Source organism: Mycolicibacterium aubagnense, assembly GCF_010730955.1.
GTDB classification, from domain to species: domain Bacteria; phylum Actinomycetota; class Actinomycetes; order Mycobacteriales; family Mycobacteriaceae; genus Mycobacterium; species Mycobacterium aubagnense.
Window position 1 is genome coordinate 4,353,292 of record NZ_AP022577.1, and the last position, 16,141, is coordinate 4,369,432.

The 16,141-nt window shown below is 66.8% G+C and carries 16 protein-coding genes; 7 read left to right on the forward strand and 9 right to left on the reverse strand.

Features of this window, described 5'->3' with window-relative positions:
• Positions 1 to 91: 91 nt before the first annotated feature.
• Both gdhA and metG read right to left on the reverse strand, forming a co-directional pair.
• Entirely contained in the window at positions 92 to 1,447 is a 1,356-nt protein-coding gene (gene gdhA, locus G6N59_RS20860; RefSeq protein WP_138228747.1) for an NADP-specific glutamate dehydrogenase, read from the reverse strand.
• A 9-nt stretch (positions 1,448 to 1,456) separates the two neighbouring features.
• A complete protein-coding gene (metG, locus tag G6N59_RS20865) occupies positions 1,457 to 3,079 on the reverse strand; it encodes a methionine--tRNA ligase (protein ID WP_234884075.1) in 1,623 nt (540 codons plus the stop codon).
• A 24-nt stretch (positions 3,080 to 3,103) separates the two neighbouring features.
• Between metG and G6N59_RS20870 the strand changes: the two genes are divergently transcribed.
• The 7 genes from G6N59_RS20870 to G6N59_RS20900 all read left to right on the forward strand — a co-directional run bounded on the left by G6N59_RS20870 (position 3,104) and on the right by G6N59_RS20900 (position 10,210).
• Positions 3,104 to 3,931: a TatD family hydrolase gene (locus tag G6N59_RS20870; protein ID WP_138228748.1), complete on the forward strand. Its 828-nt coding sequence runs from the start codon at positions 3,104 to 3,106 to the stop codon at positions 3,929 to 3,931.
• 134 nt (positions 3,932 to 4,065) lie between these two features.
• Positions 4,066 to 5,193, forward strand: a complete 1,128-nt coding sequence (locus G6N59_RS20875) for a resuscitation-promoting factor (RefSeq protein WP_138228749.1) — start codon at positions 4,066 to 4,068, stop codon at positions 5,191 to 5,193.
• Positions 5,190 to 6,122 carry a 16S rRNA (adenine(1518)-N(6)/adenine(1519)-N(6))-dimethyltransferase RsmA gene (gene rsmA, locus G6N59_RS20880; RefSeq protein WP_138228750.1) on the forward strand — a complete coding sequence of 311 codons (933 nt, stop codon included), beginning with the start codon at positions 5,190 to 5,192 and terminating at the stop codon, positions 6,120 to 6,122. The genes G6N59_RS20875 and rsmA overlap by 4 nt, the downstream gene beginning before the upstream one ends.
• A 66-nt stretch (positions 6,123 to 6,188) precedes the next feature.
• Positions 6,189 to 7,157 carry a 4-(cytidine 5'-diphospho)-2-C-methyl-D-erythritol kinase gene (locus G6N59_RS20885; RefSeq protein ID WP_138228751.1) on the forward strand — a complete coding sequence of 323 codons (969 nt, stop codon included), beginning with the start codon at positions 6,189 to 6,191 and terminating at the stop codon, positions 7,155 to 7,157.
• Positions 7,158 to 7,448: 291 nt separating this feature from the next.
• Positions 7,449 to 9,086: a fatty acyl-AMP ligase gene (locus G6N59_RS20890; RefSeq protein WP_138228752.1), complete on the forward strand. Its 1,638-nt coding sequence runs from the start codon at positions 7,449 to 7,451 to the stop codon at positions 9,084 to 9,086.
• Between the two features lie 163 nt (positions 9,087 to 9,249).
• Entirely contained in the window at positions 9,250 to 9,672 is a 423-nt protein-coding gene (locus G6N59_RS20895) for a hypothetical protein (protein WP_138228753.1), read from the forward strand.
• Positions 9,673 to 9,946: 274 nt separating this feature from the next.
• Positions 9,947 to 10,210 (forward strand): hypothetical protein, encoded by a 264-nt coding sequence (locus G6N59_RS20900; protein ID WP_179970221.1) that lies wholly within the window; start codon positions 9,947 to 9,949, stop codon positions 10,208 to 10,210.
• A 74-nt stretch (positions 10,211 to 10,284) separates the two neighbouring features.
• Here the strand turns inward: G6N59_RS20900 and pth are convergent, their stop codons facing one another.
• From pth to glmU, 7 genes are all read right to left on the reverse strand, one after another.
• On the reverse strand, positions 10,285 to 10,860 hold the full coding sequence (gene pth / locus G6N59_RS20905) for an aminoacyl-tRNA hydrolase (protein ID WP_138228754.1): 576 nt from the start codon (positions 10,858 to 10,860) through the stop codon (positions 10,285 to 10,287).
• 6 nt (positions 10,861 to 10,866) lie between these two features.
• Positions 10,867 to 11,523, reverse strand: a complete 657-nt coding sequence (locus tag G6N59_RS20910) for a 50S ribosomal protein L25/general stress protein Ctc (RefSeq protein WP_138228755.1) — start codon at positions 11,521 to 11,523, stop codon at positions 10,867 to 10,869.
• Between the two features lie 152 nt (positions 11,524 to 11,675).
• Entirely contained in the window at positions 11,676 to 12,545 is an 870-nt protein-coding gene (locus G6N59_RS20915) for an oxidoreductase (protein ID WP_138228756.1), read from the reverse strand.
• A gap of 24 nt (positions 12,546 to 12,569) precedes the next feature.
• Positions 12,570 to 13,220, reverse strand: coding sequence for an LpqN/LpqT family lipoprotein (locus tag G6N59_RS20920; protein WP_138228757.1), 651 nt, complete (start codon positions 13,218 to 13,220; stop codon positions 12,570 to 12,572).
• Complete coding sequence (arsC, locus tag G6N59_RS20925) at positions 13,217 to 13,582, reverse strand: arsenate reductase (glutaredoxin) (RefSeq protein ID WP_138228758.1); 366 nt, start codon at positions 13,580 to 13,582, stop codon at positions 13,217 to 13,219. The genes G6N59_RS20920 and arsC overlap by 4 nt, the downstream gene beginning before the upstream one ends.
• Before the next feature lies 1 nt (position 13,583).
• Positions 13,584 to 14,564, reverse strand: a complete 981-nt coding sequence (locus G6N59_RS20930; protein ID WP_043398950.1) for a ribose-phosphate diphosphokinase — start codon at positions 14,562 to 14,564, stop codon at positions 13,584 to 13,586.
• Positions 14,565 to 14,667: 103 nt separating this feature from the next.
• On the reverse strand, positions 14,668 to 16,110 hold the full coding sequence (gene glmU / locus G6N59_RS20935; protein ID WP_138228759.1) for a bifunctional UDP-N-acetylglucosamine diphosphorylase/glucosamine-1-phosphate N-acetyltransferase GlmU: 1,443 nt from the start codon (positions 16,108 to 16,110) through the stop codon (positions 14,668 to 14,670).
• Between the last annotated feature and the right edge of the window lie 31 nt (positions 16,111 to 16,141).

The following is a 16,141-nucleotide window of genomic DNA, read 5'->3' on the forward strand; positions in this document are numbered from 1 at the left end:
GCGCAGCTCACACGTCCAGCGTGGTTGATCCTGCGCCTGGGGCGCAAAAGTGCGAGTGGCTCGCGCCGTCACCGCCGGGGTCGACACCGGGTCAGACGACGCCCAGCGCCGACATCGCGTCGGCGACCCGGATGAATCCGGCGATGTTGGCCCCCGCCATGTAGTTGCCCGGCTGGCCGTACTCGTCGGCGGTGCTCAGACAGCGGTCGTGGATGCGGCCCATGATCTCGGCCAAGCGTTCCTCGGTCTCCTCGAACGTCCACGAGTCCCGCGAGGCGTTCTGTTGCATCTCGAGCGCGCTGGTGGCGACGCCGCCGGCGTTGGCGGCCTTGCCGGGGGCGAACGCGACCTTCGCCTCGCCGAACAGTTTCACCGCCTCGGGGGTGCACGGCATGTTCGCGCCCTCGGCGACGATCTGGCAGCCGGATTCGATGAGCGCCTTCGCGGCGTCACCGTCCAGCTCGTTCTGCGTGGCGCAGGGCAGCGCGATGTCGCACGGCAATTGCCAGATCGAGCTGTGCTCGACGAATTGCGCACCCCCGCCGCGCATTTCGACGTACTCGGAGATTCGGCCGCGACGGACTTCCTTGAGCTCCTTGAGGAGACCCAGGTCTATGCCCTTCTCGTCGACGATGTAACCGCTGGAGTCCGAACAGCCGATGACGGTGCCGCCGAGCGCGTGCACCTTCTCGATGGCGTAGATCGCGACGTTGCCGGACCCGGACACCACCACCTGCTTGCCGTCGAACGATTGCCCGGAGGCGCGAAGGATTTCGTCGACGAAGAACACCGTGCCGTAGCCGGTGGCCTCGGTGCGCACCTGGGAGCCGCCCCAGGTGAGGCCCTTGCCGGTCAGGACGCCGGACTCGTAGCGGTTGGTGATGCGCTTGTACTGGCCGAACAGGTAGCCGATCTCGCGGCCCCCGACGCCGATGTCGCCGGCCGGCACATCGGTGTACTCACCGATGTGCCGGTACAACTCGGTCATGAACGACTGACAGAACCGCATCACTTCGTTCTTGGAGCGGCCTTTGGGGTCGAAGTCCGACCCGCCCTTGCCGCCGCCGATGGGCAGGCCGGTGAGCGAGTTCTTGAAAATCTGCTCGAAGCCAAGGAATTTCACGATGCCCAGATACACCGACGGGTGGAATCGCAGGCCGCCCTTGAAGGGGCCCAGCGCGGAGTTGAATTCGACGCGGAAGCCACGGTTGATCTGCTCGGCGCCGGCGTCGTCGATCCACGGCACCCGGAAGATGATCTGGCGTTCCGGCTCGAACAGCCGCCGAATGATCGCGGTGTCGGAGTACTCGGGGTGCTGGTCGACGACCGGGCCCAGGCTGGTCAGTACCTCGTAGACGGCCTGGTGGAACTCGATCTCGCCCGCGTTGCGGCGGGTGACCTCGTCATAGACGTCGTGCAGCCGCTCGTGTAAGCCGTTCTGCGTCATATCTTTTCGCTACTCCTTGGTTTCCGCTTGATAGCGGGGGAAAACGCCCGCGGGTGTCGGCAGCACCGTTCCGGGTGCCAGCCTGGTACCCACCGCACGGAAGTCCCGTGCCGAGGCGTCCTGCCCAAGAAGATCGAGCAACTTCCCCCCCGACTCCGGCATCACCGGCTGCACCAGCAGTGCGGCGATCCGGACCGCCTCCAGCGTCGTGTACAGCACCGTGCCGAAGCGCTTCTGGTCCGACTCGGCGGGGGACTTGCGCAGCACCCACGGTTCTTCGGCCGAGAAATAGCGGTTGGCGGCACCGAGCATCAGCCAGATCGCCTCCAAGGCCAGATGCATGGCCGGTACGTCGTAGTGCCCGCGCACGGTGTCCAGCAGGTCATCGGCCTGCTTGAGCAGCTCGAGGTCGGCGGCGGTGAATTCGCCTGGCTCCGGGACGATTCCGCCGAGGTTCTTGTTCACCATCGACAGTGAGCGCTGCGCCAGGTTGCCGAGCTCGTTGGCCAGGTCGGCGTTGATGCGACCGATGATGGCTTCCTCGCTGTAACTGCCGTCCTGGCCGAAGGACACCTCACGCAGGAAGAAATAGCGCACCTGGTCCAGGCCGAAGGCGTCGATCAGCGCGATGGGGTCGACGACGTTGCCGACCGACTTGCTCATCTTCTCGCCCTTGACGTTGATGAAGCCGTGCGCGAAAACCCGTTCCGGAAGGGCGATTCCGGCCGACATCAGGAACGCCGGCCAGTACACGCTGTGGAACCGGATGATGTCCTTGCCGATCATGTGCAGGTTCGCCGGCCAGTATTTGCCGAAGTCTTCGGCGGCGGTGTCCGGGAAGCCCACGCCTGTCAGGTAATTCGTCAACGCGTCCACCCACACGTACATGACGTGCTCGGGGTGGTCGGGGACCGGGACGCCCCAGTCGAACGTGGTCCGCGAGATCGACAGATCTTTGAGTCCACCCGAGACGAAGCTGATGATCTCGTTGCGGCGCACGTCCGGCCCGATGAACTCGGGGTGCGCTTCGTAGTGCGCCAGCAGCCGGTCGGTGTAGGCCGACAGCTTGAAGAAGTAGGTCTGCTCCTCGGTCCACGTGACCGGAGTGCCGGTCTCGATGGCGAACCGGCCGGCCGAACCGTCTGGGCCGCGCACCTCGGTCTCGTCCTCGGCGAAGAAACGCTCGTCGCGCACGGAGTACCAGCCGGCGTAGGTGCCGAGGTAGATGTCCCCAGCCTCGTTCATCGCACGCCAGATCGCCTTGGACGCCTCGTAGTGGTCGGCGTCGGAGGTCCGGATGAACCGGTCGAACGAGATGTTGAGCTTCTCCTGCAGCGCCTGGAACACGTCGGAGTTGCGGGTGGCCAGCTCCGCCGCCGAGATGCCCTCGGCCGCGGCGGCCTCGGCCATCTTCTGCCCGTGCACGTCGGTGCCGGTCAGGTAGCGGACGTCGAAGCCGTCGAGCCGCTTGAACCGGGCGATCGCGTCCGTGGCGATGTACTCGTACGCGTGCCCGATGTGCGGTGCGCCGTTCGGGTACGCGATGGCGGTCGTGATGTAGAAAGGCGCGCCTGGGGTGCGCGTCCCCGCGCTGGGGGCTTCAGCTGTGCCGGGCGAAGTCTGCTCACTCATTTGTTCTCACCTTAAGGTGTCGCTGTGAGCGCCAAACGTGAGAAGCCGCCCGCCCCGGAACCGCTGCCCGGCCTGGTCGACGCCCACACCCACCTGGACGCCTGCGGAGCCACGGACGCGGCAAGCATCAAACAGATCCTGGATCGTGCCCAGGCCGTCGGCGTCGAAAAGGTCGTGACCATCGCCGACGACCTCGAGGCCGCCGAGTGGGCGGTAGGCGCGGCCCATGCGGATCCGCGCGTCTACGCCGCCGTCGCGCTGCACCCGACTCGCGCGGGCGCCCTCGATGACGAGGCCAAACGCACCCTGGAAACGCTGGCGACGGACCCGCGGGTGGTCGCGGTGGGGGAGACCGGTATCGACATGTACTGGCCGGGCAAGCTCGACGGCTGCGCTGACGAGGCGACGCAGCGCGAGGCTTTCGCGTGGCACATCGACTTGGCCAAACGCGTCGGCAAGCCGCTGATGATCCACAACCGCGACGGCGACGCCGAGGTCCTCGACATGCTCAAGTCCGAGGGCGCGCCGGAGACGGTCATCTTCCACTGCTTCTCGTCGGACGCGGCGATGGCCCGTACCTGTGCTGACCACGGCTGGCTCATGAGCCTCTCTGGCACCGTCAGCTTCCGGAACGCGCACGCGCTGCGCGAGGCCGCCGCGATCATTCCGGCGGAGCTGCTGCTGGTCGAAACCGACGCGCCGTTTCTCACTCCGCACCCGTTCCGCGGGGCACCGAATGAGTCGTATTGCCTGCCGTACACGGTCCGCGCGCTGGCTGAGATCAGAAATTCTTCAGCGGCCGAAATAGCCGCGGTGACCTCGGAAAATGCTTCGAAAAGCTATGGACTGTAGCATTAGTCCAGCTTGCCGCCTCCCGTGCATGTTCGTTACCGTTCTGTGATCAACCCGGTCGAGGTGGCTTTTATGCGGTCACCGCGGCCGCTGCTCGGGGCCACCTCGGGCCGGAAAGACACGGGATCGACGCTTTGAACTTTCTGAACAAGTTGCACGATGCGCGCTCGCCGATGCTGCGCGGCGTGACCGGGGCTTTCCTCGCCACGCTGACCGTCGCCGGTGGGTTCGCCGTCGCGAACCACAAGACCGTCACCCTCACCATCGACGGCGCACCGATAACGGTGCAGACCATGAAGACCCGCATCGGTGACGTCCTGGCCGAGAACGGCTTCTCCGTCGGCGAGCGCGACGACCTGTTCCCCGCGGCCGACCAGGAAGTGCACGAGTCCGACAACATTGTGCTGCGCCGCAGCCGCCCGCTCGAGATCTCGCTGGACGGCCAGAACACCCGCCAGGTGTGGACCACCGCCGCCACGGTGCAGGACGCCCTCAAACAGCTGTCCATGACCGACACCGCGCCCGTCGCGGCCGACCGCGCCACCCGCGTGCCGCTGGCCGGCATGTCGCTCCCGGTGGTCAGCGCCCGCGACGTGACCATCGTCGACGGTGGCGTGCCGCGCCAGGTGCACCTGGCCGCGGCGAATGTGGCCGGGTTGCTGGCCACCGCGGGCGTGCCGCTCGAGCAGCGCGACGTCGTCGTCCCCGCCGCGGCCACCCCGGTGACCGAGGGCATGGAGATCGACGTGACCCGGATCCGGCTGCAGCAGGTGACCACGGAATCGCCGCTGCCCCCGACGATGAACACGGTGCCCGATCCGGCGCTGAACATGAGCCGCAAGATCGTCGACGATCCGGGCCAGCCCGGCACCCAGAACGTCACCTTCGCCGTTGCCACGGTCAACGGTGTCGAGACCGGCCGGCTCCCCGTCTCCAACCAGGTGCTGACCCCGGCGCGCGACGGTGTCCTGCGGGTCGGCGCGAAACCCGGCACCGAGGTGCCCCCGGTGGCCCAGAGTGCTGCCTGGGACGCGCTGTCGCATTGCGAGGCGGGCGGCAACTGGGCCATCAATACCGGCAACGGTTTCTACGGTGGAGTCCAATTTGACCAGAACACCTGGGAGCGGAACGGTGGTCTGCGTTATGCTTCGAGGGCTGATCTTGCGACACGTGAAGAGCAGATCGCGATTGCTGAAGTGACGCGAGCCCGCCAAGGTTGGGGTGCCTGGCCTGTGTGTAGCGGGAGAATTGGGGCACGATGACGATCCGGCTACTCGGTCGCACCGAAATCCGGCATCTGGCAAAAGAGCTTGATTTCCGACCGCGTAAAGCATTCGGACAAAACTTCGTGCATGACGCCAACACGGTGCGCCGCATCGTGTCGGCCTCCGGCGTGAACCGGCAGTCCCACGTCTTGGAGGTGGGCCCGGGTCTGGGCTCGCTGACGCTGGCGCTGCTGGACCGGGGCGCAAAGGTGACGGCCGTCGAGATCGATCCGGTCCTGGCCCGCCAGCTGCCGACCACCGTCGCAGAGCACTCCCACAGCGAGATCGGCCGGTTGACCGTGCTGAACCGCGATGTGCTCGACCTGGTGCCGTCCGACCTGGACGAGCAGCCGACCGCGCTGGTCGCGAACCTGCCGTACAACGTCGCGGTGCCGGCCATCCTGCACCTGCTCTCGGAATTCCCGACCATCCGCACCGTCATGGTGATGGTCCAGGCCGAGGTCGCCGAGCGCCTCGCCGCCGACCCGGGCACCAAGGACTACGGGGTGCCCAGCGCCAAGGTGCGGTTCTTCGGCAACGTGCGGCGCTACGGCATGGTGTCGCCGACGGTGTTCTGGCCCATTCCGCGCGTCTACTCGGGTCTGGTCCGGATCGACCGGCACGAGACGTCGCCGTGGCCGACCGACGACAGCTTCCGCTCGCAGGTGTTCGACCTGATCGACATCGCTTTCGCGCAGCGGCGCAAGACCTCGCGCAATGCCTTCGCCGAGTGGGCGGGTTCGGGCAATGCTTCGGCCGAGCGTCTGCTGGCCGCCAGCATCGATCCGGCCCGTCGCGGCGAGACCCTGGCGATCGCCGACTTCGTGCGGCTGCTGCAGCGTTCGGGGGAGCTGGACCGCGAGCAGCGGGCCGGCCAGCAGATCGAAGCTCCGGAGTCCGACCAGCAGGTCGACGCCACCCACTAGGCCAATCAGGCCCGGTTTCTCACCACTTGGTGTTGTGACTGTCGCTGCGGGCGTTAATGTCGTGGCGTGTCTGCGTCGGATGGAAACACTGCTTCTGAGTGGGTACCCACAGGCTCGGTGACCGTCCGCGTGCCGGGCAAGGTGAACCTGTACCTCGGTGTCGGTGACTGTCGTGACGACGGCTACCACGAGCTGACCACGGTTTTCCACGCCGTCTCCCTGTTCGACGAGGTGACCGTGCGCAACGCCGACCTGCTGTCGGTGGAGATGTTCGGCGACGGCGCCGAGGGCCTGCCGACGGACCACCGCAACCTGGCCTGGCGGGCCGCGGAACTGATGGCCGAGCACGTCGGCCGCGCGCCCGATGTGGCCATCTCGATCGCCAAGTCCATCCCGGTGGCCGGCGGCATGGCCGGCGGCAGCGCCGACGCGGCCGCCGTGCTGGTCGCGATGAACAACCTGTGGGAGCTGGGCGTGCCCCGGCGCGACCTCCACACGCTGGCCGCACGGCTGGGCAGCGACGTGCCGTTCGCGCTGCACGGCGGCACTGCCCTGGGCACCGGCCGCGGCGAGCAGCTGGCGACCGTGCTGGCGCGCAACACCTTCCATTGGGTGCTGGCCTTCGCCGAGGGCGGGTTGTCCACGCCGAAAGTCTTCGCTGAGCTGGACAACCTCCGGGCCGACGCACGCAAGGGCGGACCGCCGGCGCTCGACGATCCCGAGCCGTTGCTGACCGCGTTGGCATCGGGTGATCCCCGGCAACTTGCGCCCCTGTTGGGCAATGACCTGCAGGCCGCGGCCGTCAGCCTGGACACGGGTCTGCGACGCACGCTGCGGGCGGGTGTCGAAGCCGGTGCGCTGGCCGGCATCGTGTCCGGTTCAGGGCCGACGTGCGCCTTCCTGTGTACCTCTGCCGAGGATGCGGTCGAGGTCGGCACCCAGCTTTCCGGCGCCGGCGTGTGCCGGACGGTACGCGTGGCCAGCGGCCCCGTGCACGGCGCCAGGGTGGTGCCGGCGCCCAGCAAGCACGCCTGATCGTGGTGTGACTCAGCACTCAATTCGTCCGATAGTTTGTTAGCTACTTAAGAGTCTCTTAAGATGATCGATGGTGTATGCCAGCGGCCAGGCGTGGAACGCAATGGTTTCTCTCATCGGCAGTGTCGGTGAGGGATCGAGGCGCGCCAGGGCAACGGCGCTCTCGCGATCTGAGCCATCGATTCGAGATATAACCGCGGCCGAATTGTGCGTGCGCGCCTCTACGAGTGCGCCTACCACCGGACGGACTATGGAACGACGGGCAGTGGCGCCTGACCTCAGGAGGTTGTCGTGAGCCGATTTACCGACAAGATGTACTACAACGCGCGTACCTCGCAGCGGGGCATGGTCACTGGTGAGCCGCACGAGCCGGTGCGGCACACCTGGGGCGAGGTCCACGAGCGCGCCCGGCGCATCGCCGGCGGCTTGGCAGCTGCCGGGATCGGCCACGGCGACAAGATCGGCGTACTGGCCGGGTTCCCGGTCGAGATCGCGCCGACGGTCCAGGGCATCTGGATGCGCGGGGCCAGCCTCACCATGCTGCACCAGCCGACGCCCCGTACGGACCTGGTCGTCTGGGCTGAAGACACCATGAACGTCATCAGCATGATCGACGCCAAGGCCGTCATCGTCTCCGAGCCGTTCCTGGTCGCCATCCCCGTGCTGGAGGAGAAGGGCCTGCAGGTCCTCAAGGTCGGTGACCTGCTCGCGGCCGAGCCCATCGACCCCGTCGAGACGGGCGAAGACGACCTCGCACTGATGCAGCTGACTTCCGGCTCCACCGGGTCGCCAAAGGCCGTGCAGATCACCCACCGCAACATCCACTCCAACGCCGAGGCCATGTTCATCGGTGCCGAGTACGACGTCGACAAGGACGTCATGGTCAGCTGGCTGCCCTGCTTCCACGACATGGGCATGGTCGGCTTCCTCACCATCCCGATGTACTTCGGTGCCGAGCTGGTCAAGGTCACGCCCATGGACTTCCTGCGCGACACGCTGCTGTGGGCCAAGCTCATCGACAAGTACAAGGGCACCATGACGGCGGCCCCGAACTTCGCGTACGCGTTGTTCGCCAAGCGCCTGCGCCGGCAGGCCAAGCCGGGTGAGTACGACCTGTCCACGCTGCGGTTCGCGCTGTCCGGCGCCGAGCCGGTCGACCCCGCCGACGTCGAGGACCTCATCGACGCCGGTAAGCCGTTCGGCCTGAAGGCATCGGCCATCCTGCCCGCCTACGGCATGGCCGAGACCTGTCTTGCCGTCTCGTTCTCGCCGTGCAACGCCGGCCTGGTCGTCGACGAGGTCGACGCCGACCTGCTGGCCGCGCTGCGGCGCGCCGTGCCCGCCGCCAAGGGCAACACCCGCCGCCTCGCGTCGCTGGGTCCGCTGCTGCGTGACCTCGAGGCCCGCGTCGTCGACGAGGACGGCAACGTCCTGCCCGAGCGTGGGGTCGGCGTCATCCAGCTGCGCGGTGAGTCGGTGACCCCCGGCTACATCACCATGGCCGGCTTCCTGCCGACGCAGGACGAAAACGGTTGGTACGACACGGGTGACCTCGGGTACATCACCGAGGAGCGGAACGTCGTGGTCTGCGGCCGGGTGAAGGACGTCATCATCATGGCGGGCCGCAACATCTACCCGACGGACATCGAGCGGGCCGCGGGCCGCGTGCAGGGTGTGCGGCCGGGCTGCGCCGTCGCGGTGCGCCTCGACGCCGGCCATTCGCGTGAAACCTTCGCTGTCGCAGTCGAATCCAACGCCTGGCAGGACCCGGTGGAAGTGCGCCGGATCGAGCACCAGGTGGCGCACGAGGTCGTGACCGAGGTTGACGTGCGGCCGCGCAATGTCGTCGTGCTGGGCCCGGGCACCATCCCGAAGACCCCGTCCGGCAAGCTCCGTCGCGCCAACTCGGTGGAACTCGTCACCGGCTAGTTTTCCGCACGAGCTCTTTGAAACCCCCGATTTCCTCGGATTTCCTCGGAAATCGGGGGTTTTCGTTTCGGTTCCCGAGTGTGGGATTGTTCCCTTCCCTGAGCGAAAGCTGTGAACGCCGGGTAATCTCTCGCTGAATTATTGACGAGAGGACCGGCATTTCATGGGGCGTGTGATTGCGGCTGTTGTGGCAGTCTTCGGCGCGAGTGTCATGGCTGCGGCGCCCGCTTGTGCTGACGGATCGGCCGGTGTGGTCGAGAACCCCTATGACATCGCCGCGGCGGTCGGCTCTGGGGTGCAGGACGGCGCGATCGTCGGTTTCTCCGCAACCGGGCCTGACGTCCCTGCTGCCGCAGCGGCAGTTGTCGCGGCGTGTCAGCGCGCCGGTGCTGACCAATGCACCAGTGACGAGGTCACCAACGACCGGTTGTGCATCGTGAACGTGGACGCCCCCGAAACCGGTGTGGTGGCCGGCGGTGCCGGACCGACGGTCGAGGTGGCCCGTCAGGACGCGTTCAATCGAGCTGCGGCCAACAACACTCCACTTGCTCCGGAGTCGCCCACGCTCGCCTGGTCCTGCCCGTGAGCTGAGTCACGTACCGGGCAGTGTGCGAATTCCGTTGTGGGCGTGAGTTCCTCGGCCATTCGGTGACGTTGCTCACCGGTATTTCCCGGATCGCCAGGTCAACGCATTTCGGCTGTTCGTTTACATGTGAGTTCGCCATGAGTTAATGGCACGGACACCTGCCCGAAACATATAGTCGACCTAACATGCGTTGATGGAAGGCGCGGTTGGTGGTTTTCAGCCCGCCTTTGCGGGACCGGAGATAGGCGACCTTCCCCGATAGTGAGAAGGTGACATGACTCATCAAGGCAAGCGCAGGATGGCCGCTCTGCTGGTGGGCCTGGCCTCGGTCAGCGGCATCATGGCGCCCGTCGCAGGTGCCCGCCCGACCTGTCAGGACTCCGGCAGTCACTCCATCTGCGAGACGAACGGCAGCGTGGCGATCAAGGCGACTCCCGGGGCCCGCTCGTATGACGAGACCCAGAGTTCGCGGGTCGGCGCCCAAGGACGCCGCAGTTGCTACACCGATGCCGTTGACCGGCAACATATTTGCGGATAGTTCTGCCGCGAAAAATCACGAAAATCCCCGAATTCCATGGAACTTGGGGATTTTCGCGTTCTTGGCGAGAATCGCTACCAGGCGTGGACGGTGTTCTGTGCCGCCTCGACGCCGTGCTGCAGCAGCAATTCCGTTGCGTCGGCTGCTTGTTCGAGAATGGTGCCCAGCTCGGGACGTTCCTTCGAATTGAAGTTCTCGAGCACGAACGCCGCTGGGTCCTGACGCCCCGGCGGGCGGCCCACCCCGATGCGGACGCGTTGAAAGTCCTTGGTACCCAATGCGGAAGCGATGGAGCGCAGGCCGTTGTGGCCGCCCTCGCCGCCACCGAACTTCAATCGGATACGTCCGAAGTCGATGTCCAGCTCGTCGTGGATCACCACGATGTCGGCCGGGGCGACGGAGTAGAACTTCGCCAAAGGCCCGACGTGCCTGCCGGATTCGTTCATGTAGGTGCGCGGCTTGGCGAGCACCACGGACCGGCCTCCCAGCCGGCCCGTGGTGACGTCAGCTCCGGATTTCTTGTGCACCTTGAACCCTGAGCCGATGCGATCGGCCAGGATGTCGGCAACCAGAAATCCAACGTTGTGCCGCGTTGCTTCGTAGCGCGGCCCAGGATTGCCCAGGCCGACCACCAGTAGTGGCTCGGCCAAAGTGGACTACTCCGACTCGGCGGCGGCTTCTTCGGCCGCCTCGCCCGCGGCCTCGGCCGCGCCGCTCTCCTCGCCGGCGCCCTCGGCGGCCAGGTCCTCAGCGGTCGGCGCCGCGACGACGTTGACCACCAGGGTCTCGGGGTCGGTCACCAGGCTGACGCCCTTGGGCAGCTCGACCTGGCCGGCCAGGATCTGGGTGCCGGCCGCGATGCCCTCGACCGACACGGTCAGCGACTCGGGGATCGACTGGACGTCGGCCTCGATCTGGATGGTGTTGGTGTCCTGCGCCACCAGGGTGCCGGACTCGGCGTCACCCTCGATGACGATGTTGACGTCGACGGTGACCTTCTCGCCGCGCGTCACGACGATCAGGTCGGCGTGCTCGATGTTGCGCTTGATCGGGTGGATGACGACCTGCTTGGTCAGCGCCAGCTGCTCCTTGCCGGCGATGTCCAGGGTCAGTACCGCATTGGTGCCCGAGTTACGCAGCACCGCGGCGTACTCGCGGGCGTTGATCTCCAGGTGCTGCGGGTCGGTGCCGTGGCCGTACAGCACGACGGGCACGCGGCCTTCACGACGGGCCAGACGCGAGGCGCCCTTGCCGGTCTTGGTGCGGACCGTAGCGGTCAGATTGTTCGAGGTGGGGGCCGCGTTCTTGGCCATGTGAATCGCTCCTGATGCCGTATCTACTGGGTGGCACGGCCAGGGCTGGGATATCAGTGCACGCTGGTGCGGTGAAGTTCCCGTCGATAACGGTGGCCTGAAATCAGACCGACCCTCGCCGTGATAGTCAGTCAGACTAGCGGATACGCCCCTTACAGCGGAAATTCAGTGGCGGTGAGCTGGGTGGACAGGTCCCAGAGGGCGGTCGCGGTGCGCGTCGATCGGGCGGCCGGCTTGATCAGTTGCGTCGGCCCGGTGGGCCCGCGCATGCCGTATTTCGGGCCGACGAACGTGTTGCCCGGCAGGTCCTGGGATGCCGCGAACAGCGTCTGACGGGCGCCGAAGGACGCGTCGGTGGCGAGCTTGTTGGCGGCGATCCAGAACTTGTCGCCCAACTCGTTGCCGGTGTGGCCCTGCAGGTTCGTTGCCGAGTAGCCCGGGTGCGCGGCGAGCGCCCGCACGGGAGACCCGGCCACCGACAACCGGCGCTGCAGGTCCTTGGTGAACAGCAGATTGGCCAGCTTCGACTGCCCGTACGCCAACCATGCCGAGTATGGCCGGGACTTCCAGTTCAGGTCCTTCAGGCTGATGTAGCCCAGGAGGTGCATCTCCGACGACACCGTGACCACCCGATCGGTGATCTTCGGCAACAGCAGGTTGGTCAGCGCGAAATGCCCCAGGTGGTTGGTACCGATCTGGCTCTCGAAGCCGTCCTCGGTCAGTGCGAAGGGCACCGCCATGATGCCGGCGTTGTTGATCAGGACGTCGACCTTGTCGACACCGGCCGCGAACTCGCGCACCGAGGCCAGGCTCTGCAGGTCCAGCGGCCGGACCTCGACGTCACCGGTCGTGCCTGCGGCCGCGGCATCACCCTTGGCGGTGTTGCGGCAGGCCAGGATGACCTTGGCGCCCACGCGGGCCAATTCACGGGCGGTGACCTCGCCCAGGCCACTGTTGGCGCCGGTGACGATGGCGGTGCGGCCGGCGAAAGACGGCAGGTCGGCGGCGGTCCATTCAGTCATGACGGCGAGCCTAGTCGGGTACCGCTACTTGGGGCCGACCGAGAAGCCCTTGATGATCGCCTCGATGTCGCCGGCCTGGTCCTTGGCCTGTTCGGCGTAGGTGGTGACGGTCAGCTGGATCAGGTAGTGGATACCCGGTCGCGGCGGGGACGGCTGGGCGATGACGATCCGGTTGTACGACTGCATCCGGCGGTCGTGCAGGTCGTAGCTGCCCTCGATCATGGCCGATGGGTAGCCCTGGAAGTCCTCGCCCGAGCTGTAGAGCTTCTTGAAGTTGTCGGACAGCAGAGCGTCGGCATCGGAATGCCGAAGGGCGTCCTTGACGTCGAAGTCGCCGGACAGCTGGAACACCATCAGCATCGCCAAGGGGTAGGTGTCGTTCTTGGCGATGGTCACCGTGCCGGGTGAGTAGTTGAGGTTCTTGTATCCCGTCCAGCCCTGCGGTCGGGGCAGGTTCACCTTGAGGTCGGTGAGCTGGTCGGGGACAACCTGCTTGCTCTGCACGCCGAGCTTGTTCAGGTAGTCCGGGAACGGAATCAGGCTGGCCTTGTCCACCGGTGTGGTGGTGGTCGTCGGCGTCGTCGACCAGATCGACTTGTAATCAGGAGTTTTCGCGTCGCACGCGGTGAGTGTCAGCGCCACCGCGGCGGCGGCGGCAACCCGCTGCAGGATCACAGAATCTCGCGGACCGCGTCGATCGGACGGGCCAGCCGGGTGCCTTTCGCGGTGACGACGAACGGCCGCTCGATCAGGATCGGGTGCTGCGCCATGGCGTCGAGCAGCTGCTCGTCGGTGGCGTCGGCCAGATTCAGTTCGGCGTAGAGCGATTCGCGCTTGCGCACCGCGGTGCGGACGTCGATACCGGCGTCGTTGATCATCGCGGCGAGCTCGGCCCGGGTCGGCGGCGTCTTCAGATACTGCACGACCTCGGGCTCAATACCGTTCTCCCGCAACAGATCCAGCGTTTTGCGGGAGGTCGAGCACTTCGGGTTGTGGTAGATCACGGCGGCGGGCCGCCCATCGGGCTCAGCAGCCATTTTAGGCAGATCCGTCGAAAAGGCCGGTGACCGAGCCGTTTTCGAACACCGCGCGGATGGTCGACGCCAGCAGCGGCGCGATCGACAGCACGGTCAGCGCCGGGAACTGCTTGTCCGGCGTGATGGGCAGCGTGTTGGTGACGATGACCTCGCGGGCGCCGCAGTCGGCCAGGCGCTGGGCTGCCGGGTCGGACAGCACACCGTGGGTGGCGGCGATGATGACGTCCTTGGCCCCGTCCTCACGCAGCAGCTTGACCGCGCCGGCGATGGTGCCGCCGGTGTCGATCATGTCGTCGGTAAGGATGCAGGTCTTGCCCTTGACTTCACCGACGACGCGGTTGGCCTTGACCTGGTTGGGGACCAGCGGGTCGCGGGTCTTGTGGATGAAGGCCAGCGGCACGCCGCCCAGGGAGTCGGCCCATTTCTCGGCGACGCGCACGCGGCCGGAGTCGGGGGAAACCACGACCAGGTCGGAGTCGCCGTACTTGTCGCCGATGTAGCCGCACAGCAGCGACTGGCCACGCATGTGGTCGACGGGACCGTCGAAGAAGCCCTGGATCTGGTCGGTGTGCAGGTCGACCGAGACGATGCGGTCCGCACCGGCGGTCTTGAGCAGGTCGGCGATCAGACGGGCCGAGATGGGCTCGCGGCCGCGGTGCTTCTTGTCCTGGCGCGCGTACGGGTAGAACGGCAGGATCGCGGTGATCCGCTTGGCCGACCCGCGCTTGAGCGCGTCGATCATGATGAGCTGTTCCATCAGCCACTGGTTCAGCGGCGCGGGGTGGCTCTGCAGCACGAAGGCGTCGCAGCCACGCACCGATTCGTCGAAACGGACGAAGATCTCGCCGTTCGCGAAGTCCCGGGACGTCTGCGGGGTGACCTCGATGCCGAGCTCTTTGGCGACCTGTTCGGCCAGTTCGGGGTGCGCGCGCCCCGAGAAGAGCATCAGGTTTTTGCGGTTGTCGGTCCAGTCCGTGGCCACTGTGTGCTGCTTTCGCGGTGGGGGATCGATACGTCGTAATCGTACTTACCGGTAACCCGGTCCCGCGGTCGGGTTACCGGATTGCCAACATCAGATGTCGGGATCAGCTTTCGCCGCGCGCTTTTCTGGCCGCGTCGGCGGCCTTGGAGTCGGGGCGTTTGCGCTCCACCCAGCCCTCGATGTTGCGCTGCTCGCCCTTCGAGACGGCCAGCGCGCCGGGCGGTACGTCCTCGCGCACCACGGTGCCGGCGCCGGTGTAGGCACCGTCGCCGACGGTCACCGGTGCGACGAACATCGTGTCCGAACCGGTGCGCACGTGCGAACCGATGGTGGTGCGGTTCTTGTTTTCACCGTCGTAGTTGACGAAGACGCTGGACGCGCCGATGTTGCTGTACTCGCCGATGTCTGCGTCCCCGACATACGTCAGGTGCGGCACCTTGGTGCCGGTGCCGATCGTCGAGTTCTTGACCTCGACGAACGCGCCCAGCTTGCCGTCGGCGCCCAGTTCGGTGCCCGGCCGCAGGTACGTGAATGGTCCGACGGTGGCGCCGGCACCGATGACCGCGAGCTGCCCGTGGGTGCGAATCACCTCGGCGCCGTCGCCGACTTCCATGTCGGTCAGAGTGGTGTCGGGGCCGATGACGCAGTTCGCGCCGATGTCGGTGGCGCCCAGCAGCTGGGTGCACGGCTTGATGACGGTGTCGCGGCCGATGGCGACGTCGACGTCGATCCAGGTGGTGCCCGGGTCGATGACGGTCACCCCGGCGCGCTGGTGACCGGCGATGATCCGGCGGTTCAGCTCGGCGGCCACCTCGGACAGCTGCACCCGGTCGTTGACGCCGGAGACCTGCGCGCTGTCGTCGACGTGGTGGGCCCGGACGATCTGGCCGTCGCCGCGCACGATCGCGATGGCGTCGGTGAGGTAGAGCTCCTGCTGGGCGTTGTCCGACCGCAGCCGGCTCAGCGCCGAACGCAATGAGACGGCGTCGAAGGCGTACACACCGGAGTTCACCTCGCGGATGGCGCGCTGGGATTCGGTGGCGTCGGCCTGCTCGACGATGCCGATCACCTCGTGGTCCTGCGTGCGCAGGATGCGGCCGTAGCCCGTGGGATTGACGACGGTGGTGGTGAGCACCGTGGCGGCTGCGGTCGCGGTGGCGTGCGTTTCAACCAGATTGGCGAGGGTGTCGGCGTCGAGCAGCGGCACGTCACCCGCGGTGACGACGACGGTGCCCGCGAAATCGGCGGGCAGTGCGGATAGGCCGCAGCTGACGGCGTGGCCGGTGCCGAGTTGTTCGTCCTGGATGGCGACGGTGATGGTCCGGCCGAGTCCGCCCGCGATCTCGTGCACGTGTGCGGTGACGCGCTCGCGTTCCTTGCCGACCACCACGACGAGGTGCGTCGGGTTGACCTTGGCCACGGCGTGCAGGGCGTGCGCGAGCATGCTGCGGCCGGCCAGCGGGTGCAGGACCTTGGGGATGTCGGAGCGCATCCGGGTGCCCGACCCGGCCGCCAGGACGATGACAGCGGCTTCGCCTCGAGTCACGTACGCCTCTCTCTACGCGATTTCGCGCTTT